Here is a 17,700-nt window from a genome sequence, read left to right as displayed (position 1 = left end):
CACCTTCAATCTGGGGCGGCTTTGCGGCGGTGGCCAGACCTCCGTGAGACAACAGGTGTCAAACCGGCAAGAATGCGCTGGCGAACCAACGATCGCCCCGGTTTGGAGGAGACTACCGCCCGCCGCGCGTCAGCGCCCGGTATTCGACCAGACGCTCCTTGTCGCGTCGCACCTGGTCGGCCACCGCATTGTCCAGGTCCAGCGAGGCATAACGGACCCAGCCATCGACACCCAGCTTGTCCTGGATCAACTGGATCGGCGTCTGCCAGCGGAAATAGGAGAACCAGGACACCGCCGCGCCGAGGAGGGCAGCCACACCCTGCAACCCACGAAAGGCCGCTTCGCCGCCCGCCGGAGCTGGCTCGAGCGCCAGGACCCCAAGGAAGACGACATAGACGAGCGGTGCGGCAAACCGTCCGAGCCAGCGCACCCAGTAGCGTTCGCGGCGGACCCGCCACAGCTCCATCTGGATGAATTTCTCCAGGTACTCGAGACGCGCCCCAAGCCACATGACCAGCCGGGTCAGATACAACGACCGCTGGCCCCAGCCGCGCCCGTCCTGCTGATAGTGCGTTTCGGCCTGGTCGGCCATGGCGCGTCCCTGTGTGAACAAGGCCTGCAGCTCGCGGGTCTGTTCGACGATCCGCCGCGATAGCTCATAGGTGTCGTTCTCAAGCCGGAACCGGTACTGGACAAACAGAATGGCCTGGATGGCCCACCACAGGCCAAACACCACCGCCATGGCGACTACAGCCAGGACCAGGCCGAGCGGCTGCGAGCCCGTCAGGCTGGCGAACCAGGTCGGTCCCATCATCACCAGGGCCGCCAGCGCGATCAGGGCGCCTCCCTGGAACAGACGCTTGGTACCGAAATGGGTCATCAGCCGACGAAAGACACTACGTCCATAGCCGGCGATGTGACTGCGAATTCCCGCCTCGGCCGGAAAGCGTTCGGCGATTTGACGGTCGTACAGGACGTGGAAGCGATCGGGTTTCCCATCGCTTTCCCAGAAGGGAAAGATATCGAGGGGCTGGTTGAAATATTCGTCGATGTGGGCCGAAACCTGCGCGTTCTCGGCCGGGTCCATTGAGAAATAGGCGCTGTCCTGAATGGGGCGCAGCGTGCCGTCCGCACGCCGCATCTCAGCCTGCGGGTCGGGGCGCGCTCGCTCCGGGGCCACACGATCATGGCTGTCCTCGGCGCCGGGCGGCGGCGGCGCGCTGGGCCCCAGGCCCGTCCCGGACGGCGCAGCCGCAGGCTCCGGCGCATGATGCTGATCGTCTTGAGACATGCTGGTCCCAACTCCCCGTACACGCGTGACCGGACAGTATGACCAGCCGGATCGTTCGCGCCGATGACCTTCGCCTCTGGCGCGAGCCGATGTTGCCAGCATCACCCGCATTTCGGCGACACGGCAAGTGACGTTTTCTGTTCGAGCGCCCCCTTGTGCCGCCGGGCACAAGCTGCATAGGCGCGACCTTGCCCGGACCGACCGGCTCATGCAGACATGTATGAGCCAATGTCTGAAAGGCGCTTCCCATGTGGCGTGTCGCTTTACCTGCCGGACTGCTGGCACAGGGGCTGTTGTTGGGGGCTTGCGCCAGTCTGGGTGGGGCGTCGGCCAGGGAAGACCCGGCTCTCCCTTGCGAGCAAAGGACACCCGAGGTCTTCGTGCTCCAGGGCGAGACAAATGAAGCCTTGGCGGCCTGTGTCGCATCGGCGTTTCGTCCGACGACCCGTGAGCTCCTCCTCGACAGCCCGGGTGGCAATGTCGACCGCGCGCTCGACATCGCTGCCCATTTCGAGGGGCGTGGCCTGACCATGCGCGTCGTCGACGAATGCAATTCGTCGTGCGCCAACTATTTCCTGCCGCTAGCGGGCCGGATCATCGTCGAGCCCGAGGCCATCGTCATGCTGCACGGCAGTCTCGACCCGGCGCTGCGCGGACACCTCATGGACCAAAGAGAGGCCTTCATTCGCGATCAGATCAGTGCCGGCGCGACGCGTGAGGAAGCCCAGGTTCGCCACGAGGGGCTTCTGACCACTCTCGATGAAATATCGGCACGACAGGCCGGGTTTGCCGCTAGGAACGGCGTGCCGTCGGGATGGCTGCTCTATCGGCGGCCTGGATCAGATGAAATTGAGGGGGTTTCCGGCGCGGCCGACGGGCCGGTCCGACAAGCCCTGATCGTCGAGGAAGCGTTCATGCGGTCTTGTCTAAGGCGCGCACAGATTGAGCCCTACGATGCGCGTCTGGGGCGTGGTCCAATCGGACTGACCGTGCGGACGATCAGCCGTCTGCGAGGCTTTGCCTGGTCCGGAGAGATGCGCTGTACCTCCTGAGGCGTTCGCTTTCGTCGTCGGGCGGTGTAAGTCGCCCGCATGATCCGTCTTCTCCTCGTGGCCCTTGGCGGCGCGATCGGTGCCTCTGCCCGCTACGGGCTGGGGCTGGCGGCCTTGCGGCTTGCACCCCATGCCGTCTGGCCGTGGGCGACCTTCGCGGCCAATGTTGCCGGCGGTTTTCTGATGGGACTGCTTGTCGGCTGGCTGGCGCTGCGGGCCGGAGCAGAACAGGAGGCGATCCGCCTGTTTGCCGCCGTCGGACTGTTGGGCGGCTTCACCACCTTTTCGGCTTTTTCACTGGAGGCGGTTCAGATGATCGAGCGACGCCAGTGGGCCCTGGCGGGGGCCTATGTGGCCGCCTCGACGGTCGTGGCCATCGTCGCTCTGTTCGCGGGTCTGACGATCGCCCGGAGGGCCTTCGCATGAGCCGCGAAGTCAAGATGATCACGGTCGATCCCGGCGAGGATGGTTCGCGCCTGGACCGCTGGTTCAAACGGCGCTGGCCGCATGTGTCGAACATCCAGATCAACAAGCTGGCCCGGTCGGGGCAAATCCGTGTCGATGGCGGGCGGGTCAAGGGCGACAGCCGCCTGTCGGCGGGCTCTCAAGTCCGCGTCCCGCCGTTGCCGGAACCCGGCGAGCGCCCCGAAGGCCCGCCGCCTTTGTCGGATCAGGATGTTCGCTTCGTCAAAGGCCTGGTCCTTTATGAGGACGACGACGTTATCGCCCTGAACAAGCCTGCCGGCCTGGCCGTGCAGGGGGGCACCAAGACGACCAAGCACATTGACCGTCTACTCAGTGCCTGGGGCGAGGGGCTGGAACGGCCGCGGCTGGTCCACCGGCTGGACCGCGACACCTCCGGCGTCCTGTTGCTCGGCCGGTCGCCGGGCGCGGCTGCCAAGCTGGCTGGGGCGTTCGCTCGCCGTCGCGCCAAAAAAACCTACTGGGCCATCGTCTATGGCGCGCCCAAGCCGGGGCAGGGGACGCTGGACCTGCCGCTGATCAAGACGGGCGTGGGTGATCGGGAGATGATCCGGCCCGCCGATCCCGCCAACCGCGAGGCCGACCCGGCGGTCACCGACTATGTCACCATCTCGCGCGCCGGCCACCGCGCCGCCTGGATGGCGCTACGGCCCCAGACCGGCCGCACGCACCAGCTGCGCGCTCACATGCGCGCCCTCGGCCACCCGATCATCGGCGACCCCAAGTACGGCGAGACCTTCAGCGCCGACCTGTCCGAGGGGCTGATGCTGCAACTGCATCACCGCCGCATCGAGCTGGACCATCCGACCGGCGGCAAGCTGATCGTCGAGGCCCCCATCAGCCGCGAGCTGAAAGCCGGCTTCGACCGCTTCGGCTTCTCCGAGGATGAGGCCGATCCTGACCCGTTTGCGAACCTGAGGTCACGCCGTTGATCCTCCCCCTGAGCATAGCAAAAGGGGGAGGGGGACCGCGAAGCGGTGGAGGGGGAGAGCCTCCCACACCGTGCTGGCCGTCGCCCCCTCCACCATCCTTCGGATGGTCCGCCTCCCCCGCAAAGGGGCGGGGGAGGAGCCAAACGCCATGACCCGCATTCCCCCGCTCGACCCGCACGTCGCGGCCCGCAAGGGGTTTCGCGAGGCAGCCGATCGCACCAGACGCTTCTGGACGTCCGTATCGGTCGAGCCGGGCGAAGGCGGCTGGCGCGTGCTTCTGGACGGGCGTGCGCCCAAGACGCCCGCAGGCGCCGCCTTGATCCTGCCGACCGAGGCGGCGGCACAGCTGGTCGCCGGCGAATGGGCCGCCCAGGGCGAATACCTCGATCCCGCGACCATGCCCGCCACGCGTCTGGCCGCCACCGCCATCGACCGCGTCTCCCAGGCCCGGGCCGAGACCGCCGAGGAGATCGCCCGCTACGCCGGCTCGGACCTGCTCTGTTATTTCGCCGATGCGCCGGCCAGCCTCGTTGCTCGTCAGACGGGGGCATGGCTACCCTGGCTGGACTGGGCCGAGCGCGCGCTGGGCGTGCGCCTGAACCGCGCCGAAGGCATCGCCCACCTCGCTCAGCCGCCCGAGAGCCTGGCCCGCGTTCGCGATCTGGCGCTGGACCTGGACGACTTCGCCCTGACCGGCCTGGCCACCGCCGTCGGCCTGTTCGGCTCGGCGATCCTGGCCCTCGCGGTCCAGCGCGGGGCCCTGTCCGGCACCGAGGCCCACGACCTCGCCCGGATTGATGAGGCTTTCCAGGAAGCCCAGTGGGGCATCGACGCCGAGGCCGCCGCCCGCACCGCCGCCCGCCTGGCCGAGGCGGCGCTGCTGGACCGGTGGTTTCGAGCCCTCGCAGTATAACTTTCCGATCTGGAAAATTATCACTTGCCAAGACGGAAAGTGACCCATATCTTTCCAACATGGAAAGTGAGGTCGCCATGACGAACGAACCCAACCCGCAAGAGGCGCTGGACGCCATCCAGTCGGCCCGCGCCGAAGTCGGCAAATCGCTCAACTATCCCTTCGCCTGGGATCTCGGCTACGGCGCGGTCATCGCCGTCATGGTCGGCGGGGCCAGCCTGCCGCAGCCGTGGAGTATCGTGACGCTCGCGCTGTCGATGGTTGCTCTGGCGCTCATGGTCCGTTGGTGGCGCGCCCGCGTCGGCTGGTGGGTCGGCGGCTTCAACCCGCCCAGGGCGCGCTGGGTCGCCATCGGTCTGATGGTCGTCGTTCTGGGATGCCTGTTCCTGTCGCTGACCACGCGCTTTGGGGGCGGGGCCTGGTGGCCGCCGATCGTCGGTGCCGTCGTCGCAGGCCTGTCCGGCATGATCGGCGGGCGCCTGTGGATGCATGTCTACCGGCGGGAACTGCAGGAGCGGGCGCAATGACGCCCGTCTTCGATCCGGTCATCCACGCGCCGGGGCGGCTGCAGATCTGCGCCATTCTCTCCAGCGTCGACGACGCCGAGTTCGCCATGATCCGCGACGCCATCAAGGTGTCGGATTCGGTCCTGTCCAAACACCTGAAACAGCTGGAAGAGGCCGGCTACGTTAAGCTGACCAAACAGGCCGAGAACGGTCGCCAGCGCACCTGGATCGCCCTGACCGCCAAGGGTCGCAAGGCCTTCGCCGCCCATGTGGCCGAACTGAACCGGCTGGCTGCCCTGACCGCGCCGGTGCCCATGGGACAGGGCTTCTCCGGCTAGGCGGCTTGCCAGCCCGCCCGCCGCTCCGTAAGCCAACCTCCGGGTTTACGGAGCGTCCCCATGCAGAACATCCTCGACGAGCTTGAACGTCGTCGTCAGGCCGCCAAGCTGGGCGGCGGCGAAAAGCGCATCGAGAGCCAGCACGCCAAGGGCAAGCTGACCGCCCGCGAGCGCATCGCCGTCCTGCTCGATGAAGGCTCTTTCGAAGAGACCGACATGTTCGTGGAGCACCGCTCCTACGAGTTCGGCATGGAGAACCAGCGCATCCCCGGCGACGGCGTGGTCACCGGTAGGGGTCTGATCGACGGCCGGCTGGTCTATGTCTTCTCCAAGGACTTCACCGTCTTCGGCGGCTCGCTGTCGGGCGCCCACGCGGCCAAGATCGTCAAGCTCCAGAAGATGGCCCTGACCAACGGCGCGCCGATCATCGGCCTGTTCGACGCCGGCGGCGCCCGCATCCAGGAGGGCGTCGAGAGCCTGGCCGGCTATGCCGACATCTTCCTCCAGAACACACTGGCCAGTGGGGTCATCCCCCAGATCAGCGTCATCATGGGCCCGTGCGCGGGCGGCGACGTCTATTCGCCGGCCCTGACCGACTTCATCTTCATGGTGAAGGACACCAGCTACATGTACGTCACCGGCCCTGACGTGGTGAAAACCGTCACCAACGAGGTCGTCACCCATGAGGAACTGGGCGGGGCGTCGGTCCACACCAAGAAGTCCGGCGTCGCCGACGGCGCCTTCGACAACGATCTGGAATGCCTGGCCGAGGTCCGCCGCCTGATCGGCTTTTTGCCGCTGTCCAACCGCGAAAAGCCGCCGGTGCGAGAGCCGTTCGACGAGCCGGACCGCGACGAGGCCTCGCTCGACAGCCTGGTCCCGGCCAATCCGAACAAGCCCTATGACATCAAGGAGTTGATCCTGAAGGTCGCCGACGAGGCCGACTTCTTCGAGCTCAGCCCTGACTACGCCAAGAATATCGTCGTCGGCTTCGGCCGACTGGATGGCCAGCCGGTCGGCTTCGTCGCCAACCAGCCGATGGCCCTGGCCGGGGTGCTGGACATCGACAGTTCGCAAAAGGCCGCCCGCTTCGTGCGCTTCTGCGACTGTTTCGACATTCCCATCGTCACCTTCGTGGACGTGCCGGGCTTCATGCCGGGCACCAAGCAGGAGTACGGCGGCCTCATCAAGAACGGAGCCAAGCTCTTGTTCGCCTATGCCGAGGCGACCGTGCCCAAGCTCACCGTCATCACCCGCAAGGCCTATGGCGGCGCCTATGACGTCATGAGCTCCAAACACCTGCGCGGCGACGTCAACTACGCCTGGCCCTCCGCCGAAATCGCCGTCATGGGCGCCAAGGGCGCCGTCGAGATCATCTTCCGCAAGGAAGCCGGCGACCCCGAGGCGCTGGCCGCCCGCGAAGCCGAATACAAGGACAGGTTCGCGAACCCGTTCGTGGCGGCCAAGCTCGGCTACATCGACGACGTGATCATGCCGCACGGCACCCGGCGGCGGTTGATCCGGGCCCTAGCCAGCCTGAAGAACAAACAGGCCGAGAACCCGTGGAAGAAGCACGATAATATTCCGCTATGACCATTGGAGAAGGACACGGGCGCTCTCTGGAGCTCTATTATGTTGATGGGCGACCGGACGGTGTTCTGACGGCGCAGATGTTCAATTGGAACGGGCATGTTCTGAAGTTCCCGCGTACGCAGATTTCCGCTGCGTTGAAGCGCGCTGAAGCGGGTCAGGTAGGTGTCTATGTGCTCATCGGCTACCAAGACGACGTTGAGACGGCTTACATTGGTGAAAGCGACGACGTTGCCGCTCGCATTCGCAATCATGACCTAAATAAGGGTAACTATATACATGCGTGACCCCGCGACGGGTCTCACCGCTCCCGCACGGTCCCGCGGCCCGTGTTCGGATTCATCTCGATTTCGTAGGACGCGAACTGGCTCCCGCCGTCATCGCAGACAAGCACGAAGCTGCGGCGGTTCGGCGTCTGGTTCCACATTCCTTCGCGCAGCTGCGTAGGCGGGTCGCACCAGTAGCCGGACGCCCTGACCACGTCGGCTGCCATGTTGCGCATCCTGGGCGTATCGACCGCTGAATAGGGGCGCCGCGCTGGCTCCCGATAACGCTCCCGGTCTCCATCGCAGCCGACGAACTGCCACGCGATGTAGCCAAAGAGGCCGAGCATCGCCAGGCATCCGAGCGCACCTGGCCCCTTATCGTTCGCAGACGGCGTTCTCATCCCCGCGTGCCCTCACACAGCCCGACGGCTGGCGCCGGGACGGTTGGTCACGCGCGAACACGGGGAAGGCGCGTCCTGCCTATTCCCCGAAGGTTTTGTATTCAGCAGGCCGCCCGACAGAGCGGACCCGCGTTCACGCGCAACATGCGCACCGCCTCCGGTGACCAAACCTCGGGCGATGGCGAGACTATGCGACGGATTGCGCGCCTAGTCGATAGCCCGGACTTTCACAAAAAATGCGTAAGTAAACAGTCACTTGACCTGAAAGGCAGTCCTGTGAATTAGTGTAAGCTGTTGATTGGAATTAGTTTTCCGATCCGTTCTGCGGTGCAGGAGGTGTCCATGAAGGATTGATGCCAGCCGAAAACGAAAAAGCCCCCGCCGAAGCGGGGGCCTTCGTCGCGGCTCACCGGAAAGGAGAACCAGCCTCAACACCTGAATTTTCCCCGGTAAGCCGCCGTACGTCAACCCCCATCATGGAGATTCCATCATGGACCCGACGCTACACGTCGCGGTGCAAGCGCACCGTCGCGTCTCGAAGCGCGGCAAGATCGAGCGGATCAGGGCGCATCTTCGCCTGAAGCCGCGCCCGCATCAGCGCCGCTAATCGTCTGAAGGGGGCGGCTTGGGTTTCGACTCAGACCGCCCTTTCTTCTCGGGCGAACCACGGCCGGCGACGGCTTCTGCTTGGCGAACTGGCCGCGCGGGTTTCGCACGTTGACCTGGGGCGGGCTGGACCTCATCCGGCTTAGTCTGGGCGTAGCGTCGCAACGCTTCACCGAAGTCCATTGCCAGGTGCAGGGGACGTTCCAGTTTCGGGCCGTTCATGCGGTCAACACCTTGTAGGGCAGCGGGCCAGCGCGCTGCGCCAGCAGATCGTTGACGATCATGCCGACCGTCATCTCCCGCCGATTGAAACGGAAGGTCATCTCGCCGACGTAGCGGTCTAGGTGCTTCGGCGAGACCCAGTGATGCACGCCGATGATCTGGCGCTTGAGCAAGGCCCAGACGCCTTCGATCGTGTTTGTGTGCGCGAAGAACTGCCGGACGTATTCGCCCTTCTGATGGTTCACGGTGTGGTGGTTATAGTCGCCCTGCAAGCCGATGTAGGACTTGGACTCGTCGGTGTAGACGTTAGATCCCGGCGTCACATGCTGGCGCACGATCCCCTGTAGCGTGGTCTTCTTCACGTCGGTCACCACGCCCGCGCGGAACTCGCCGTCGCGCTGGATCATGCCCAGCACCACGGCCTTGCCGAGACCGCCGCGGCCGAGACGCAGTTTCTTGTTCGCGTGCTTGTTGGACTCGCGGCCACCGACGAAGGTCTCATCGACTTCCACGTCACCTGACAGGGGTGCGTTGAAGCTGTCGGTGCGGGCGGCATGGCGAAGCCGATGCAGCACGAACCAGGCGGTCTTCTGGGTGATGCCGAGATCCTTGGCGAGCGTGGTCGATGCGATGCCCTTGGGGTGGTTCGTTATCATCCAGATCGCCGCGAACCAGGTGCGCAGCGGCAGCTTGGTGTCCTGAAAGATCGTCCCGACCTTGATCGAGAAGCGCTTGCGACAGGCGTAGCACTTATGGGTGTTCGTGCCAGTCAGCGTCCCGATGCGCTTCTCATCGGCGTTGCCGCACAGCGGGCAGTATTTCCCGCCCGCCCAACGGATCGCCGTCAGATGGTCGATCGCAGCCTGCTCATCGGGGAAGGCCCGGAAAAGCTGCATGAGGTTGTCGAACTGCTGAATCATCGGCCTGTCTCCTATTACGGAGATTGACCCAAATGTCAGTGTGGGTCAAGCAGGTATATAGTTGCCTAAATAAGGATTGGTGGACCGACGCAGTGGTAATAACCACCCAGTCAAACACCCTGCACAAAGCCCACGTGCGATACCTTGAAGGTCGGTTGATTGGCCAAGCGGCAAAGGCTGGCGTAGTCACGCTCGCAAATGGGACCTCGGGATCGTCAACTCCGCTGCCTGAAGCCGCGCGCGCAAGCATGGAGGCGTTCTTAGACTACGTATTTGCTATCCTGCCTGCAGTTCGCATCGATTGCTTCTTGGAGAACACAAGGCCGTCAAAGAGCGCGACCACGATGGTTGTGGAGCAAGGCGAAGCAGAAGTGCTGTTCGAGCTCAAAACGCCCAAACATAATATCGACGGGCGCGCGCGATTTGAGAACGGTGAACTTGTGGTTCTTGCAGGATCTCGAGGTCGTAGAGCTTGGGAAGGAACCGCGACCCACTCCTACGCCGACCTCTTTGCCGATCTCGTGAAAGCGGGAGTCTTGGTTGAAGCTGGCGACATGAGGGTTTTCTCGCAAGACTATGCGTTCAAGAGCGCAAGCGCTGCCGGAGCGGTTTTGAATGGCCGCGCTACGAACGGTCAGGAGGCTTGGAAGGTCGCGGGTAAGGGCACTTCCTACCGGCAGTGGGAAGCGGACCGTCTGAGGTCAGGCACAGCCGAATAGGAGCGCTTTGCACCTCACTCCCACCGCTCCACATCCCCCGTCACCTCCACCCATGGGCACTTGCGCTCGCGGTAGACCTCCACCCCCGGCGCCGGGAAATCGACCTCGGCGAAGGTGCCGACCGGGATGGCCACCAGCCCCTCGATCTCGGGATGGCCGCCGTTCACATAGGCGACCGTGACGCCGCAGGAAGGGCAGAAGGAGAAGGTCGCGGTTCCGCCGCTGTCGCCGGTCAGCTGGAAGGTCCGGGCCTCGCCCGCCATCGCCACCTGATCCGCCGGAAACCGCGCCTGCACCGCGAACGCAGAGCCTGACCGCCGCTTGCAGTTCAGACAGTGGCACACCGACACCCGCACCGGCTCCCCCATCACGGTCGCGGTCAATTGTCCGCAGATGCAGGAGGCTATGCGCTGGGTCATGCCCAACCCTAGTCCTTCCCCCCTTGCGGGAGAAGGTGGGCCGCGCAGCGGCTCGGATGAGGGGTCGCGCTGCCCCGTCCGCCTCGTCTCCTCCCTGCCACGCAGCGACGGGGAGGAGACGCACACTCCCCTCAGTCCCCCAATCCCTCCAGCCCTTCCTCGGCAATGGCCCGTCGCACCCCGTCGGCGTCGCGCAGGATCGCCTCCAGCGCCAGCCGGTGCGCGACGTCCAGCGCCTGGTCGGCCGGCGCCTCGACGTCGGGCCGCACGCCGACGCCCTCCCAGTTGGTTCCGGTGATCGTGTTGGTAACGACGGCCATCGGGATGAAGGCGACGAAGCCTTCCGCCAGCGGGCGATAGCCGCCCGGCGTGGCCCCGCCCCAGGTGGTCTGACCGACCAGGGTGGCGCGGCCCATGGCCTGAAGGTCGTAGGCGAACTCCTCGGCGCCCGACCCGGTCTCGCTGTCGATCAGCACGAACACCGGGCGTCCCGTAAAGGCGGGCGTCCGCGGCTGGGCATGGACGGTGCGCGCGCCTTCGGGGTCGCCGGGATCGGCGACGTGAACGGTCGGCGTCGGCTGGTCGACCAGATGGCCGATGACGTTGGCCACCCCGGCCGGCTCTCCGCCCGGCGCGCCCCGCACATCGATGATCAGGGCGCCGGTGTCGGCCAACATCCCCATGGCGGCGGCCAGTTTCTCGGTGAAGGGCGGGGCGTCCAGAAACCGGTTGATCCGCAGATAGCCGACATTGCCGTCCAGCCAGCGCACCTCCGGGATCTCCGATCCGCGCAGCCGCATCTCCTCATGATAGGCGGCCAGATCCTCGGCTGACGGCGGCCCCTCCTGGAAGCCGGCCACCATTTCCGGGCCAAAATAGCGCACGCGGAAATGCCGGTCATTGACCACCGGCGCGACCCGGCTTTCGATCAGCGCCATCAGCTCGGCGGCGGTGCGCGCGTCGCGAAATTCGCCCCGGCGTTCCATGGCCTCGATCTCGTCGGCGATGGCGGCGCTGCGATCGCGAAAGGCGAACCGCTGGCGCAGCACCTCGGCCAGCGCCAGGACGACCGCCCGGTTCTGGTCCGGCGTCAGGCTGACGCTCGCCGCATCCGGCGGCGGCCCCGGCTGGGCGGTGGCCGCCGGGCTGATGGCGAGGGTGATGGCGACCGCGCAAACGGCGGCACAATGTCGGATCATGAGGAGCTCTCGTTCTGCTTTCACAGGTGAGAGGCCCGCTGGCGGACCGTTGGATGCAGGCGAGGGCGGATTTAAGGGATCGGGATCCGTCGCGCTCAGGTGAAAAGGGGCACGATGCCCGTCTCCTTACTCACCTCTCATGCCACCCGCGTTGCCCGACTCCGCATCAGCCGCTAGACGGTTCCATCCTCCCAGAACGACGACAAGACCATGCACGACATCAAGGCCATCCGCGAAAACCCCGACGCCTATATCGCCGGCTGGACCTCGCGCGGCGTTGAGAACGCCGACGCCGTGGTCGCCGAAATCCTGTCACTCGACCGCGACCTGCGCGCGGCCCAGACCGTCGGTCAGGACGCCCTGGCCCAGCGCAACGCCGCCTCCAAAGCCATCGGCGCCGCCATGGGCAAGAAGGACATGGCCGAGGCCGACCGCCTGAAGGCCGAGGTCGAAACGCTCAAGGGCTCAATCGCCGCCAACGAGGCCATCGAGGCCGCCAAGGGCGCGGCGCTGCGTGACCTGCTGGCCGGCCTGAAGAACCTCGCCGCCGACGATGTGCCCGATGGCGACGACGAGCACGACAACGTCCAGGTCGGCGACGCGGTCGGCACGCCCCGCCGCGATGGCCCGGCCAAGGACCATGCTGATCTGGGCGAGGCGCTGGGCCTGCTCGACTTCGAAGCCGCAGCCCGCATGTCGGGCGCGCGCTTCGCCGTTCTGAAAGGCGGCCTGGCCCGGCTCGAACGCGCCATCGGCCAGTTCATGCTCGACATGCAGACGGGCCAGCACGGCTATCTGGAGGTCAATCCGCCCTACCTCGTTCGCGACGACGCCATGTTCGGGACGGGGCAGTTGCCGAAGTTCGAGCTAGACCTCTTTCAGACGGTGAGCCTCGCGGAAGAGCCACTGATCAAGCATTTCTCGCAGCGCGCTCACCTCGTGGCTGAGGGTTTTGACTCTTCTGACGTGCTCGATTTTTTCCGAGAGCGTTTCGAAAATGGCGGCTACGACGAGGCAGACTGGTTGGCGGATGGTGATTTCTTCATCGACCTCGTGGACCAGATCAAAGCTCGGTCGGTTCAATCGAAACACTGGCTCATCCCCACCGCCGAAGTCTCCCTCACTAACCTCGTCCGCGAACAGATCCTCTCCGAGGACGACCTCGCCACCCCCATGCGCCTGACCGCGCTGACGCCCTGTTTCCGGGCTGAGGCCGGGTCGGCGGGGCGTGATACGCGCGGGCTGATCCGTCAGCATCAGTTCTCCAAGGTCGAGTTGGTCTCCATCACCCGCCCTGAGGATTCCAACGCCGAGCACGAGCGCATGACCGAATGCGCCGAGGCGGTCTTGAAGGCGCTCGACCTGCCGTTCCAGCGGGTGCTGCTGTGCAAGGGCGACATGGGCTTTTCGGCCCGCAAGACCTACGACCTCGAAGTCTGGCTTCCCAGCCAGGGGACGTATCGCGAGATCAGCTCCTGCTCCAACTGCGGCGACTTCCAGGCCCGCCGCATGGACGCCCGTTTCAAGCGCGCCGGCGAAAAGAAGACCGAGTTCGTTCACACCCTCAACGGCTCGGGCCTCGCCGTCGGCCGCACCCTCGTCGCCGTCATGGAAAACTACCAGCAGGACGATGGCCGCATCGCCGTCCCGGCGGCGCTCCAGGCCTACATGGGAGGCGCGGACTATGTGGGCTGACGCATCGTTTCCTTCTCCCCTTGCGGGAGAAGGTGGCCCGGAGGGCCGGATGAGGGGTCGCGCCGTCCTGTCCGCTCCAGGCCTATCCGCCGCACCCTGCTTAAAGGTCAGCGCGACCCCTCATCCGACCTCGCTCCGCTCGGTCACCTTCTCCCGCAAGGGGAGAAGGATCACTGAGGCCCGCTAGATGCGCATCCTCCTCACCAACGACGACGGCATCGAAGCAGACGGCCTAGCCTGTCTCGAACGCATCGCCCGCACCCTGTCGGACGATGTCTGGGTCTGCGCGCCCGCGGTCGAACAGTCGGGCAAGGGGCGAGGCATCACCCTGACCGAGCCGATGCGCGTGCACCGGTTCAGCGACAAGCGGTTTGCCGTCACCGGCACCCCGACCGACTGCGTCGTCCTGGCGGTCAATGACCTGATGCCCAAGCGGCCCGACCTGATCCTGTCGGGGGTCAATCGCGGGGCCAATGTCGGGGAGGACGTCTCCTATTCCGGCACGGTCGCCGGCGCCCTTCAGGGCATGGCCATGGGCATTCGCTCCATCGCCCTGTCCCAGTCGCTCGAACGGTTCCACGACGAGGTCATCGCCCACTATGAAACGGCGGAGGCCTTCGCGCCCGGCATCATCCAGCGCCTGATGGAGGCCGGCTGGTCCGACAGTGTGGTGATGAACCTCAACTTCCCCAATCTCCCGCCGGATCTGGTCAAGACGGTCGAGGTGACGAGCCAGGGCTTCCGCGACCTGGCCGAGATGCACGCGATCCGCCGCACTGACCTGCGGGGCCGCGATTACTACTGGATGGGTTTTCGTGCCGGCGAACAGAGCCCGGCCGAGGGCACGGACCTGCGCGCCATCGCCGAGGGCAAGATCTCGGTCACGCCGTTACACATCGACCTGACCCACCACCAGACCGTCCACGACCTCAAGTCCGTCCTCGGCGGCGCCCCGCCCAGGCTGAGGGGGAAATGAGGGCGACGCACATATTCCCTTTCCCGGCGGGAGAGGGTCGATGAGCGCCCGGCAAGCGGAGCGGCCGGCTGCGCGAAGGGTGAGGGGTAGATCTCTGCGGCAAGGATCTGCCTTCAATCCCCTCCGCCGTTTTCTTGGACACAATAGCGCCAGTCTGCTCGCCGTCTTGGCGGCGGTGGGACTGACGGTGGCGGCCTGCGCCGCTCGTCCCGGCGCTCGCGATCCATTTGACCGACCTTGGGTGGACTCCGGCTGCGCCACTTCTGGCGAATGCCGTGTCAGGGGGCGGCTGGAGGTTTTTAGCACAGACAGTCTGGTCAATGGCGAACTGGTGACGCCTGACGGACAACGGTTGCCCCTTATCATTCAGCAACGCGACTTGGCCCAGCGGGATCGCTGGCACGGCGCCGAGGTGTCGATACGGGGGCAATTGTATGAAACGCTCGAAGGTAATGACGCCATTCGCGTTCGCCGCTTGACCATGAGGCGCCGACGGCCATGACCGACGAACGCGCCGCCCGCCTGATCCTCGGCCTGCGCCGTCAGGGCGTGACGGACGCGCGCGTGCTCGAGGCGATGGAGAGGGTCGACCGCGCCGCCTTCGTCCATCCGCAATTCCTCGATCAGGCCTGGGAGGATTCCGCGCTTCCCATCGACTGCGCCCAGACCATCAGCCAGCCCTTCGTCGTCGGCCTGATGACCCAGGCGTTGGAAGTCGGGCCGCGCCACCGGGTGCTCGAGATCGGGACCGGCTCGGGCTATCAGGCGGCGGTCCTGTCGAGGCTGGCTCGCTTCGTCTATTCGGTCGAAAGGTATCGACCGTTGCTCGCGGAGGCGGAGGCGCGGTTCAAGCACCTGGGCCTGGACAATGTCATCACCCGGCATGGCGATGGATCGAAAGGCTGGCCGGAGCAGGCCCCGTTTGATCGCATCATGGTGACCGCTGCGGCACCGCATGAGCCTCACGATCTGATCGCCCAGCTCAAGCCCGGGGGTATCATGGTGGCACCGGTCGGCAAGGCCGGCTCGCAGTTCCTGCACCGCTATGTGGCCGAGGAGGGCGGCACCTTTCGCCGTGAGAGTCTGATCGAGGTGCGCTTTGTGCCTCTGGTCGACGGGGTGGCCCGCGAGGGTTAATCCGCCGCTAACCATAAATCGCCAGACAGGACACGGGGGATTAACCACCCATCGCTACGGATGGGGCTCGTGGAGGGCTGAATGCCGCTCAAATTGTCGCTGAAACCGGGGGAGCGTTTCGTCCTCAACGGCGCTGTCGTCCAGAATGGCGACAAGCGTGGCGTGCTCATTCTTCAGAACAAGGCTTCGGTCCTGCGCGAAAAGGACATCCTTCAGCCTGAAGACGCCACGACGCCGGCGCGCCGCATCTATTTCCCGGTGATGATGATGTACCTGGACGAAGGGTCGGCCGAGAAATTCTACGACGACTTCGCCCAGCGCCTGACCGAGTTCATGGGCGTGATCAAGAACCCCGAGGTTCTGGCCCTGTGCGTTGCCGCCTCACGTCACGTCATGGCGCGTGAATACTACAAGGGGCTGCTCGCGGCCCGCAAACTCATCGAATACGAAGACGAGAGATTGGGGCATGGGGCTTCAGGCCTATCAGCAGACAGCCCAGCGGACTGAAAGCCCGCGCGCGCTGGAGTACCGGCTGTTCGGTCAGGTCACCCGTGCCCTGATTGCAGCCTCGCTGGCGGATCCCAAGGATTTCGCCACGCGCATAGATGCGCTCGGCTGGAACCGCCAGGTGTGGTCGACCCTGGCCGGGTCGTGCGCGGATGAATCCAATGGTCTGCCCGTCCAGATGCGTGCCAGCATCATATCTCTCAGCCTGTTCGTTTCGCGCCATACGTCCGAGATCATGAAGGGCGATGAGGACTTCGAGACGCTCATCGACATCAACAAGATGATCATGCAGGGGCTGGGCGGTCCCGGCACAGAGGCCGTCCCGGCCTGATCTGGCATTTACGACTCGGCAATCTCTGCCCGGCCTGGAAATTTCTTCCTTGTTAAGACTTGCCCGCCGCTGGGGCGGATGATCGACAATCCCTTGTAAATAAACGGATCGCGCGCGCGGCCTGGACTGGCCCGGTCGTTGCTCCTTGTCGTTCCGAGCAAAACGCTCCCGTCGCCAAAAGGGCGTCGGACATGTCGAAGACAGCAAGGACGCCAAAATGGCCTCGATCAATACGAACTACGGCGCGATGATCGCCGCTCAGAGCTTTGCCGCCACGGGACGCGAGCTCGACAAGGTCCAGAACCGGATCACCACCGGTCTGAAAATTGCCAACGCCAAGGACAACGGCGCGGTTTGGGCCGTCGCCTTGACTCAGCGTGCGAATTCCAAGGCGCTCGACGCCACCATGAACAACCTGTCCCGCCAGCAGGCGATCGCCGATGTCGGCCTGGCCGCGGGTGACACCATCATGGCCGCGCTGACCGAAATGAAGGCTCTGGCCGCCGCCATCGAGGCGGGTGGCAATACGACCGCCTACGAGAATGATTACACCGCTCTGAGCAGCGAGATCACGGCGTCGGTGACGGCGGCCGTCTTCGACGGCACCAACGCCCTGACGACCCCAACCTACACGCTCAACGCCGCCAGCGCCGCGACCGCCGCCAACGTTCAGACGGCCATCGACGCCTGGGCCGGCGCCCTTCAGACGATCGGTACCAACGCGAAATCCTACGAGCGCCAGCAGGCCTTCACCCAGAAGCTCCAGGACGCTCTGGAAGCCGGGGCCGGCAATCTGGTCGATGCGGACATGGCCAAGGAATCCGCCCGACTGACGGCCCTGCAGACCAAGCAGCAGCTCGGCGTCCAGGCGCTGTCCATCGCCAACCAGGCCGGTTCGGCCCTGCTCGGCCTGTTCCGCTAGGCCTGATCCAAACCCCTCATCTCCATCGGGCGATGCGCCGGGCGAAAGCCCGGCGCACTCGTGCGTGGATCGCAGTCTGTTTCAAGAAATCTATGAATAATAAGCATTTAACCTAAACTTCTGGCCCGGTACTTGCATGGACGTGGGCGAGCAAAACGCTCCTGGTCGTCAAAACGACGGCCGGACATGTCGAAGACAAGGAGAGCGCCAAAATGGCCTCGATCAACACCAACTACGGCGCCATGGTCGCCGCCCAGAGCTTCGCCGCCACCAGC

General features: G+C 65.2%; 20 protein-coding genes. 15 read left to right on the top strand and 5 right to left on the bottom strand.

Annotated elements, in window-relative coordinates; all coding sequences use genetic code 11:
* Positions 1–112: 112 nt before the first annotated feature.
* Positions 113–1,291: a hypothetical protein gene (locus tag G391_RS0112395; protein ID WP_029087789.1), complete on the bottom strand. Its 1,179-nt coding sequence runs from the start codon at positions 1,289–1,291 to the stop codon at positions 113–115.
* 248 nt (positions 1,292–1,539) lie between these two features.
* On the opposite strand from G391_RS0112395, the gene G391_RS14870 reads away from it, so the two are divergent.
* The 8 genes from G391_RS14870 to G391_RS0112355 all read left to right on the top strand — a co-directional run bounded on the left by G391_RS14870 (position 1,540) and on the right by G391_RS0112355 (position 7,392).
* Positions 1,540–2,343, top strand: a complete 804-nt coding sequence (locus tag G391_RS14870; RefSeq protein WP_156893953.1) for a hypothetical protein — start codon at positions 1,540–1,542, stop codon at positions 2,341–2,343.
* Positions 2,344–2,382: 39 nt separating this feature from the next.
* The gene (crcB, locus tag G391_RS0112385) at positions 2,383–2,769 is read left to right on the top strand and encodes a fluoride efflux transporter CrcB (RefSeq protein ID WP_029087788.1); all 387 of its coding nucleotides are present in this window, start codon (positions 2,383–2,385) and stop codon (positions 2,767–2,769) included.
* A complete protein-coding gene (locus G391_RS0112380; protein ID WP_029087787.1) occupies positions 2,766–3,758 on the top strand; it encodes an RluA family pseudouridine synthase in 993 nt (330 codons plus the stop codon). Before crcB ends, G391_RS0112380 begins: the two co-directional genes overlap by 4 nt.
* Positions 3,759–3,906: 148 nt before the next feature.
* A complete protein-coding gene (locus tag G391_RS0112375; protein WP_029087786.1) occupies positions 3,907–4,671 on the top strand; it encodes an ATP12 family chaperone protein in 765 nt (254 codons plus the stop codon).
* Positions 4,672–4,748: 77 nt separating this feature from the next.
* Positions 4,749–5,198: a hypothetical protein gene (locus G391_RS0112370; protein WP_156893952.1), complete on the top strand. Its 450-nt coding sequence runs from the start codon at positions 4,749–4,751 to the stop codon at positions 5,196–5,198.
* On the top strand, positions 5,195–5,515 hold the full coding sequence (locus G391_RS0112365) for a winged helix-turn-helix domain-containing protein (protein WP_029087784.1): 321 nt from the start codon (positions 5,195–5,197) through the stop codon (positions 5,513–5,515). Before G391_RS0112370 ends, G391_RS0112365 begins: the two co-directional genes overlap by 4 nt.
* 60 nt (positions 5,516–5,575) lie before the next feature.
* Positions 5,576–7,108 (top strand): acyl-CoA carboxylase subunit beta, encoded by a 1,533-nt coding sequence (locus G391_RS0112360; protein WP_029087783.1) that lies wholly within the window; start codon positions 5,576–5,578, stop codon positions 7,106–7,108.
* Positions 7,105–7,392 (top strand): GIY-YIG nuclease family protein, encoded by a 288-nt coding sequence (locus G391_RS0112355; RefSeq protein ID WP_029087782.1) that lies wholly within the window; start codon positions 7,105–7,107, stop codon positions 7,390–7,392. Before G391_RS0112360 ends, G391_RS0112355 begins: the two co-directional genes overlap by 4 nt.
* A 14-nt stretch (positions 7,393–7,406) precedes the next feature.
* Here G391_RS0112355 and G391_RS0112350 read toward each other — a convergent pair whose 3' ends face one another.
* Both G391_RS0112350 and G391_RS0112340 read right to left on the bottom strand, forming a co-directional pair.
* Positions 7,407–7,718: a hypothetical protein gene (locus G391_RS0112350; protein ID WP_029087781.1), complete on the bottom strand. Its 312-nt coding sequence runs from the start codon at positions 7,716–7,718 to the stop codon at positions 7,407–7,409.
* An 878-nt stretch (positions 7,719–8,596) separates the two neighbouring features.
* Entirely contained in the window at positions 8,597–9,520 is a 924-nt protein-coding gene (locus tag G391_RS0112340; RefSeq protein ID WP_029087780.1) for an IS1595 family transposase, read from the bottom strand.
* Positions 9,521–9,552: 32 nt separating this feature from the next.
* Here G391_RS0112340 and G391_RS14865 point away from each other — a divergent pair, with 32 nt between their 5' ends.
* Entirely contained in the window at positions 9,553–10,239 is a 687-nt protein-coding gene (locus G391_RS14865) for a DUF4357 domain-containing protein (RefSeq protein WP_084169246.1), read from the top strand.
* Between the two features lie 14 nt (positions 10,240–10,253).
* Here the strand turns inward: G391_RS14865 and G391_RS0112330 are convergent, their stop codons facing one another.
* Complete coding sequence (locus tag G391_RS0112330; RefSeq protein WP_029087779.1) at positions 10,254–10,658, bottom strand: GFA family protein; 405 nt, start codon at positions 10,656–10,658, stop codon at positions 10,254–10,256.
* 131 nt (positions 10,659–10,789) lie between these two features.
* Entirely contained in the window at positions 10,790–11,857 is a 1,068-nt protein-coding gene (locus tag G391_RS15320; protein WP_051257378.1) for a S41 family peptidase, read from the bottom strand.
* 210 nt (positions 11,858–12,067) lie between these two features.
* On the opposite strand from G391_RS15320, the gene serS reads away from it, so the two are divergent.
* The 6 genes from serS to G391_RS0112295 all read left to right on the top strand — a co-directional run bounded on the left by serS (position 12,068) and on the right by G391_RS0112295 (position 17,425).
* On the top strand, positions 12,068–13,552 hold the full coding sequence (gene serS / locus G391_RS0112320) for a serine--tRNA ligase (protein WP_029087778.1): 1,485 nt from the start codon (positions 12,068–12,070) through the stop codon (positions 13,550–13,552).
* A 187-nt stretch (positions 13,553–13,739) separates the two neighbouring features.
* Entirely contained in the window at positions 13,740–14,528 is a 789-nt protein-coding gene (surE, locus tag G391_RS0112315) for a 5'/3'-nucleotidase SurE (protein WP_029087777.1), read from the top strand.
* A gap of 498 nt (positions 14,529–15,026) precedes the next feature.
* Entirely contained in the window at positions 15,027–15,665 is a 639-nt protein-coding gene (locus tag G391_RS0112310; protein ID WP_029087776.1) for a protein-L-isoaspartate(D-aspartate) O-methyltransferase, read from the top strand.
* Positions 15,666–15,746: 81 nt separating this feature from the next.
* Entirely contained in the window at positions 15,747–16,172 is a 426-nt protein-coding gene (flbT, locus tag G391_RS0112305; RefSeq protein WP_029087775.1) for a flagellar biosynthesis repressor FlbT, read from the top strand.
* Positions 16,132–16,503: a flagellar biosynthesis regulator FlaF gene (gene flaF / locus G391_RS0112300; RefSeq protein WP_029087774.1), complete on the top strand. Its 372-nt coding sequence runs from the start codon at positions 16,132–16,134 to the stop codon at positions 16,501–16,503. The genes flbT and flaF overlap by 41 nt, the downstream gene beginning before the upstream one ends.
* Before the next feature lie 217 nt (positions 16,504–16,720).
* Positions 16,721–17,425 carry a flagellin gene (locus G391_RS0112295; RefSeq protein WP_029087773.1) on the top strand — a complete coding sequence of 235 codons (705 nt, stop codon included), beginning with the start codon at positions 16,721–16,723 and terminating at the stop codon, positions 17,423–17,425.
* Positions 17,426–17,700: the final 275 nt, after the last annotated feature.

The sequence above is a fragment of the Brevundimonas aveniformis DSM 17977 genome, assembly GCF_000428765.1.
GTDB lineage: Bacteria > Pseudomonadota > Alphaproteobacteria > Caulobacterales > Caulobacteraceae > Brevundimonas > Brevundimonas aveniformis.
Note: the sequence above shows the minus strand (reverse complement) of the source record. Positions and strands in the feature narration are given on the sequence as shown.

What these genes read in the sequence shown, in the direction of transcription:
- G391_RS0112395 (WP_029087789.1), bottom strand. Translation starts at nt 1,291, where the DNA reads ATGTCTCAAGACGATCAGCATCATGCGCCGGAGCCTGCGGCTGCGCCG.
- G391_RS14870 (WP_156893953.1), top strand. Translation starts at nt 1,540, where the DNA reads ATGTGGCGTGTCGCTTTACCTGCCGGACTGCTGGCACAGGGGCTGTTG.
- crcB (WP_029087788.1), top strand. Translation starts at nt 2,383, where the DNA reads ATGATCCGTCTTCTCCTCGTGGCCCTTGGCGGCGCGATCGGTGCCTCT.
- G391_RS0112380 (WP_029087787.1), top strand. Translation starts at nt 2,766, where the DNA reads ATGAGCCGCGAAGTCAAGATGATCACGGTCGATCCCGGCGAGGATGGT.
- G391_RS0112375 (WP_029087786.1), top strand. Translation starts at nt 3,907, where the DNA reads ATGACCCGCATTCCCCCGCTCGACCCGCACGTCGCGGCCCGCAAGGGG.
- G391_RS0112370 (WP_156893952.1), top strand. Translation starts at nt 4,749, where the DNA reads ATGACGAACGAACCCAACCCGCAAGAGGCGCTGGACGCCATCCAGTCG.
- G391_RS0112365 (WP_029087784.1), top strand. Translation starts at nt 5,195, where the DNA reads ATGACGCCCGTCTTCGATCCGGTCATCCACGCGCCGGGGCGGCTGCAG.
- G391_RS0112360 (WP_029087783.1), top strand. Translation starts at nt 5,576, where the DNA reads ATGCAGAACATCCTCGACGAGCTTGAACGTCGTCGTCAGGCCGCCAAG.
- G391_RS0112355 (WP_029087782.1), top strand. Translation starts at nt 7,105, where the DNA reads ATGACCATTGGAGAAGGACACGGGCGCTCTCTGGAGCTCTATTATGTT.
- G391_RS0112350 (WP_029087781.1), bottom strand. Translation starts at nt 7,718, where the DNA reads ATGCTCGGCCTCTTTGGCTACATCGCGTGGCAGTTCGTCGGCTGCGAT.
- G391_RS0112340 (WP_029087780.1), bottom strand. Translation starts at nt 9,520, where the DNA reads ATGATTCAGCAGTTCGACAACCTCATGCAGCTTTTCCGGGCCTTCCCC.
- G391_RS14865 (WP_084169246.1), top strand. Translation starts at nt 9,553, where the DNA reads ATGTCAGTGTGGGTCAAGCAGGTATATAGTTGCCTAAATAAGGATTGG.
- G391_RS0112330 (WP_029087779.1), bottom strand. Translation starts at nt 10,658, where the DNA reads ATGACCCAGCGCATAGCCTCCTGCATCTGCGGACAATTGACCGCGACC.
- G391_RS15320 (WP_051257378.1), bottom strand. Translation starts at nt 11,857, where the DNA reads ATGATCCGACATTGTGCCGCCGTTTGCGCGGTCGCCATCACCCTCGCC.
- serS (WP_029087778.1), top strand. Translation starts at nt 12,068, where the DNA reads ATGCACGACATCAAGGCCATCCGCGAAAACCCCGACGCCTATATCGCC.
- surE (WP_029087777.1), top strand. Translation starts at nt 13,740, where the DNA reads ATGCGCATCCTCCTCACCAACGACGACGGCATCGAAGCAGACGGCCTA.
- G391_RS0112310 (WP_029087776.1), top strand. Translation starts at nt 15,027, where the DNA reads ATGACCGACGAACGCGCCGCCCGCCTGATCCTCGGCCTGCGCCGTCAG.
- flbT (WP_029087775.1), top strand. Translation starts at nt 15,747, where the DNA reads ATGCCGCTCAAATTGTCGCTGAAACCGGGGGAGCGTTTCGTCCTCAAC.
- flaF (WP_029087774.1), top strand. Translation starts at nt 16,132, where the DNA reads ATGGGGCTTCAGGCCTATCAGCAGACAGCCCAGCGGACTGAAAGCCCG.
- G391_RS0112295 (WP_029087773.1), top strand. Translation starts at nt 16,721, where the DNA reads ATGGCCTCGATCAATACGAACTACGGCGCGATGATCGCCGCTCAGAGC.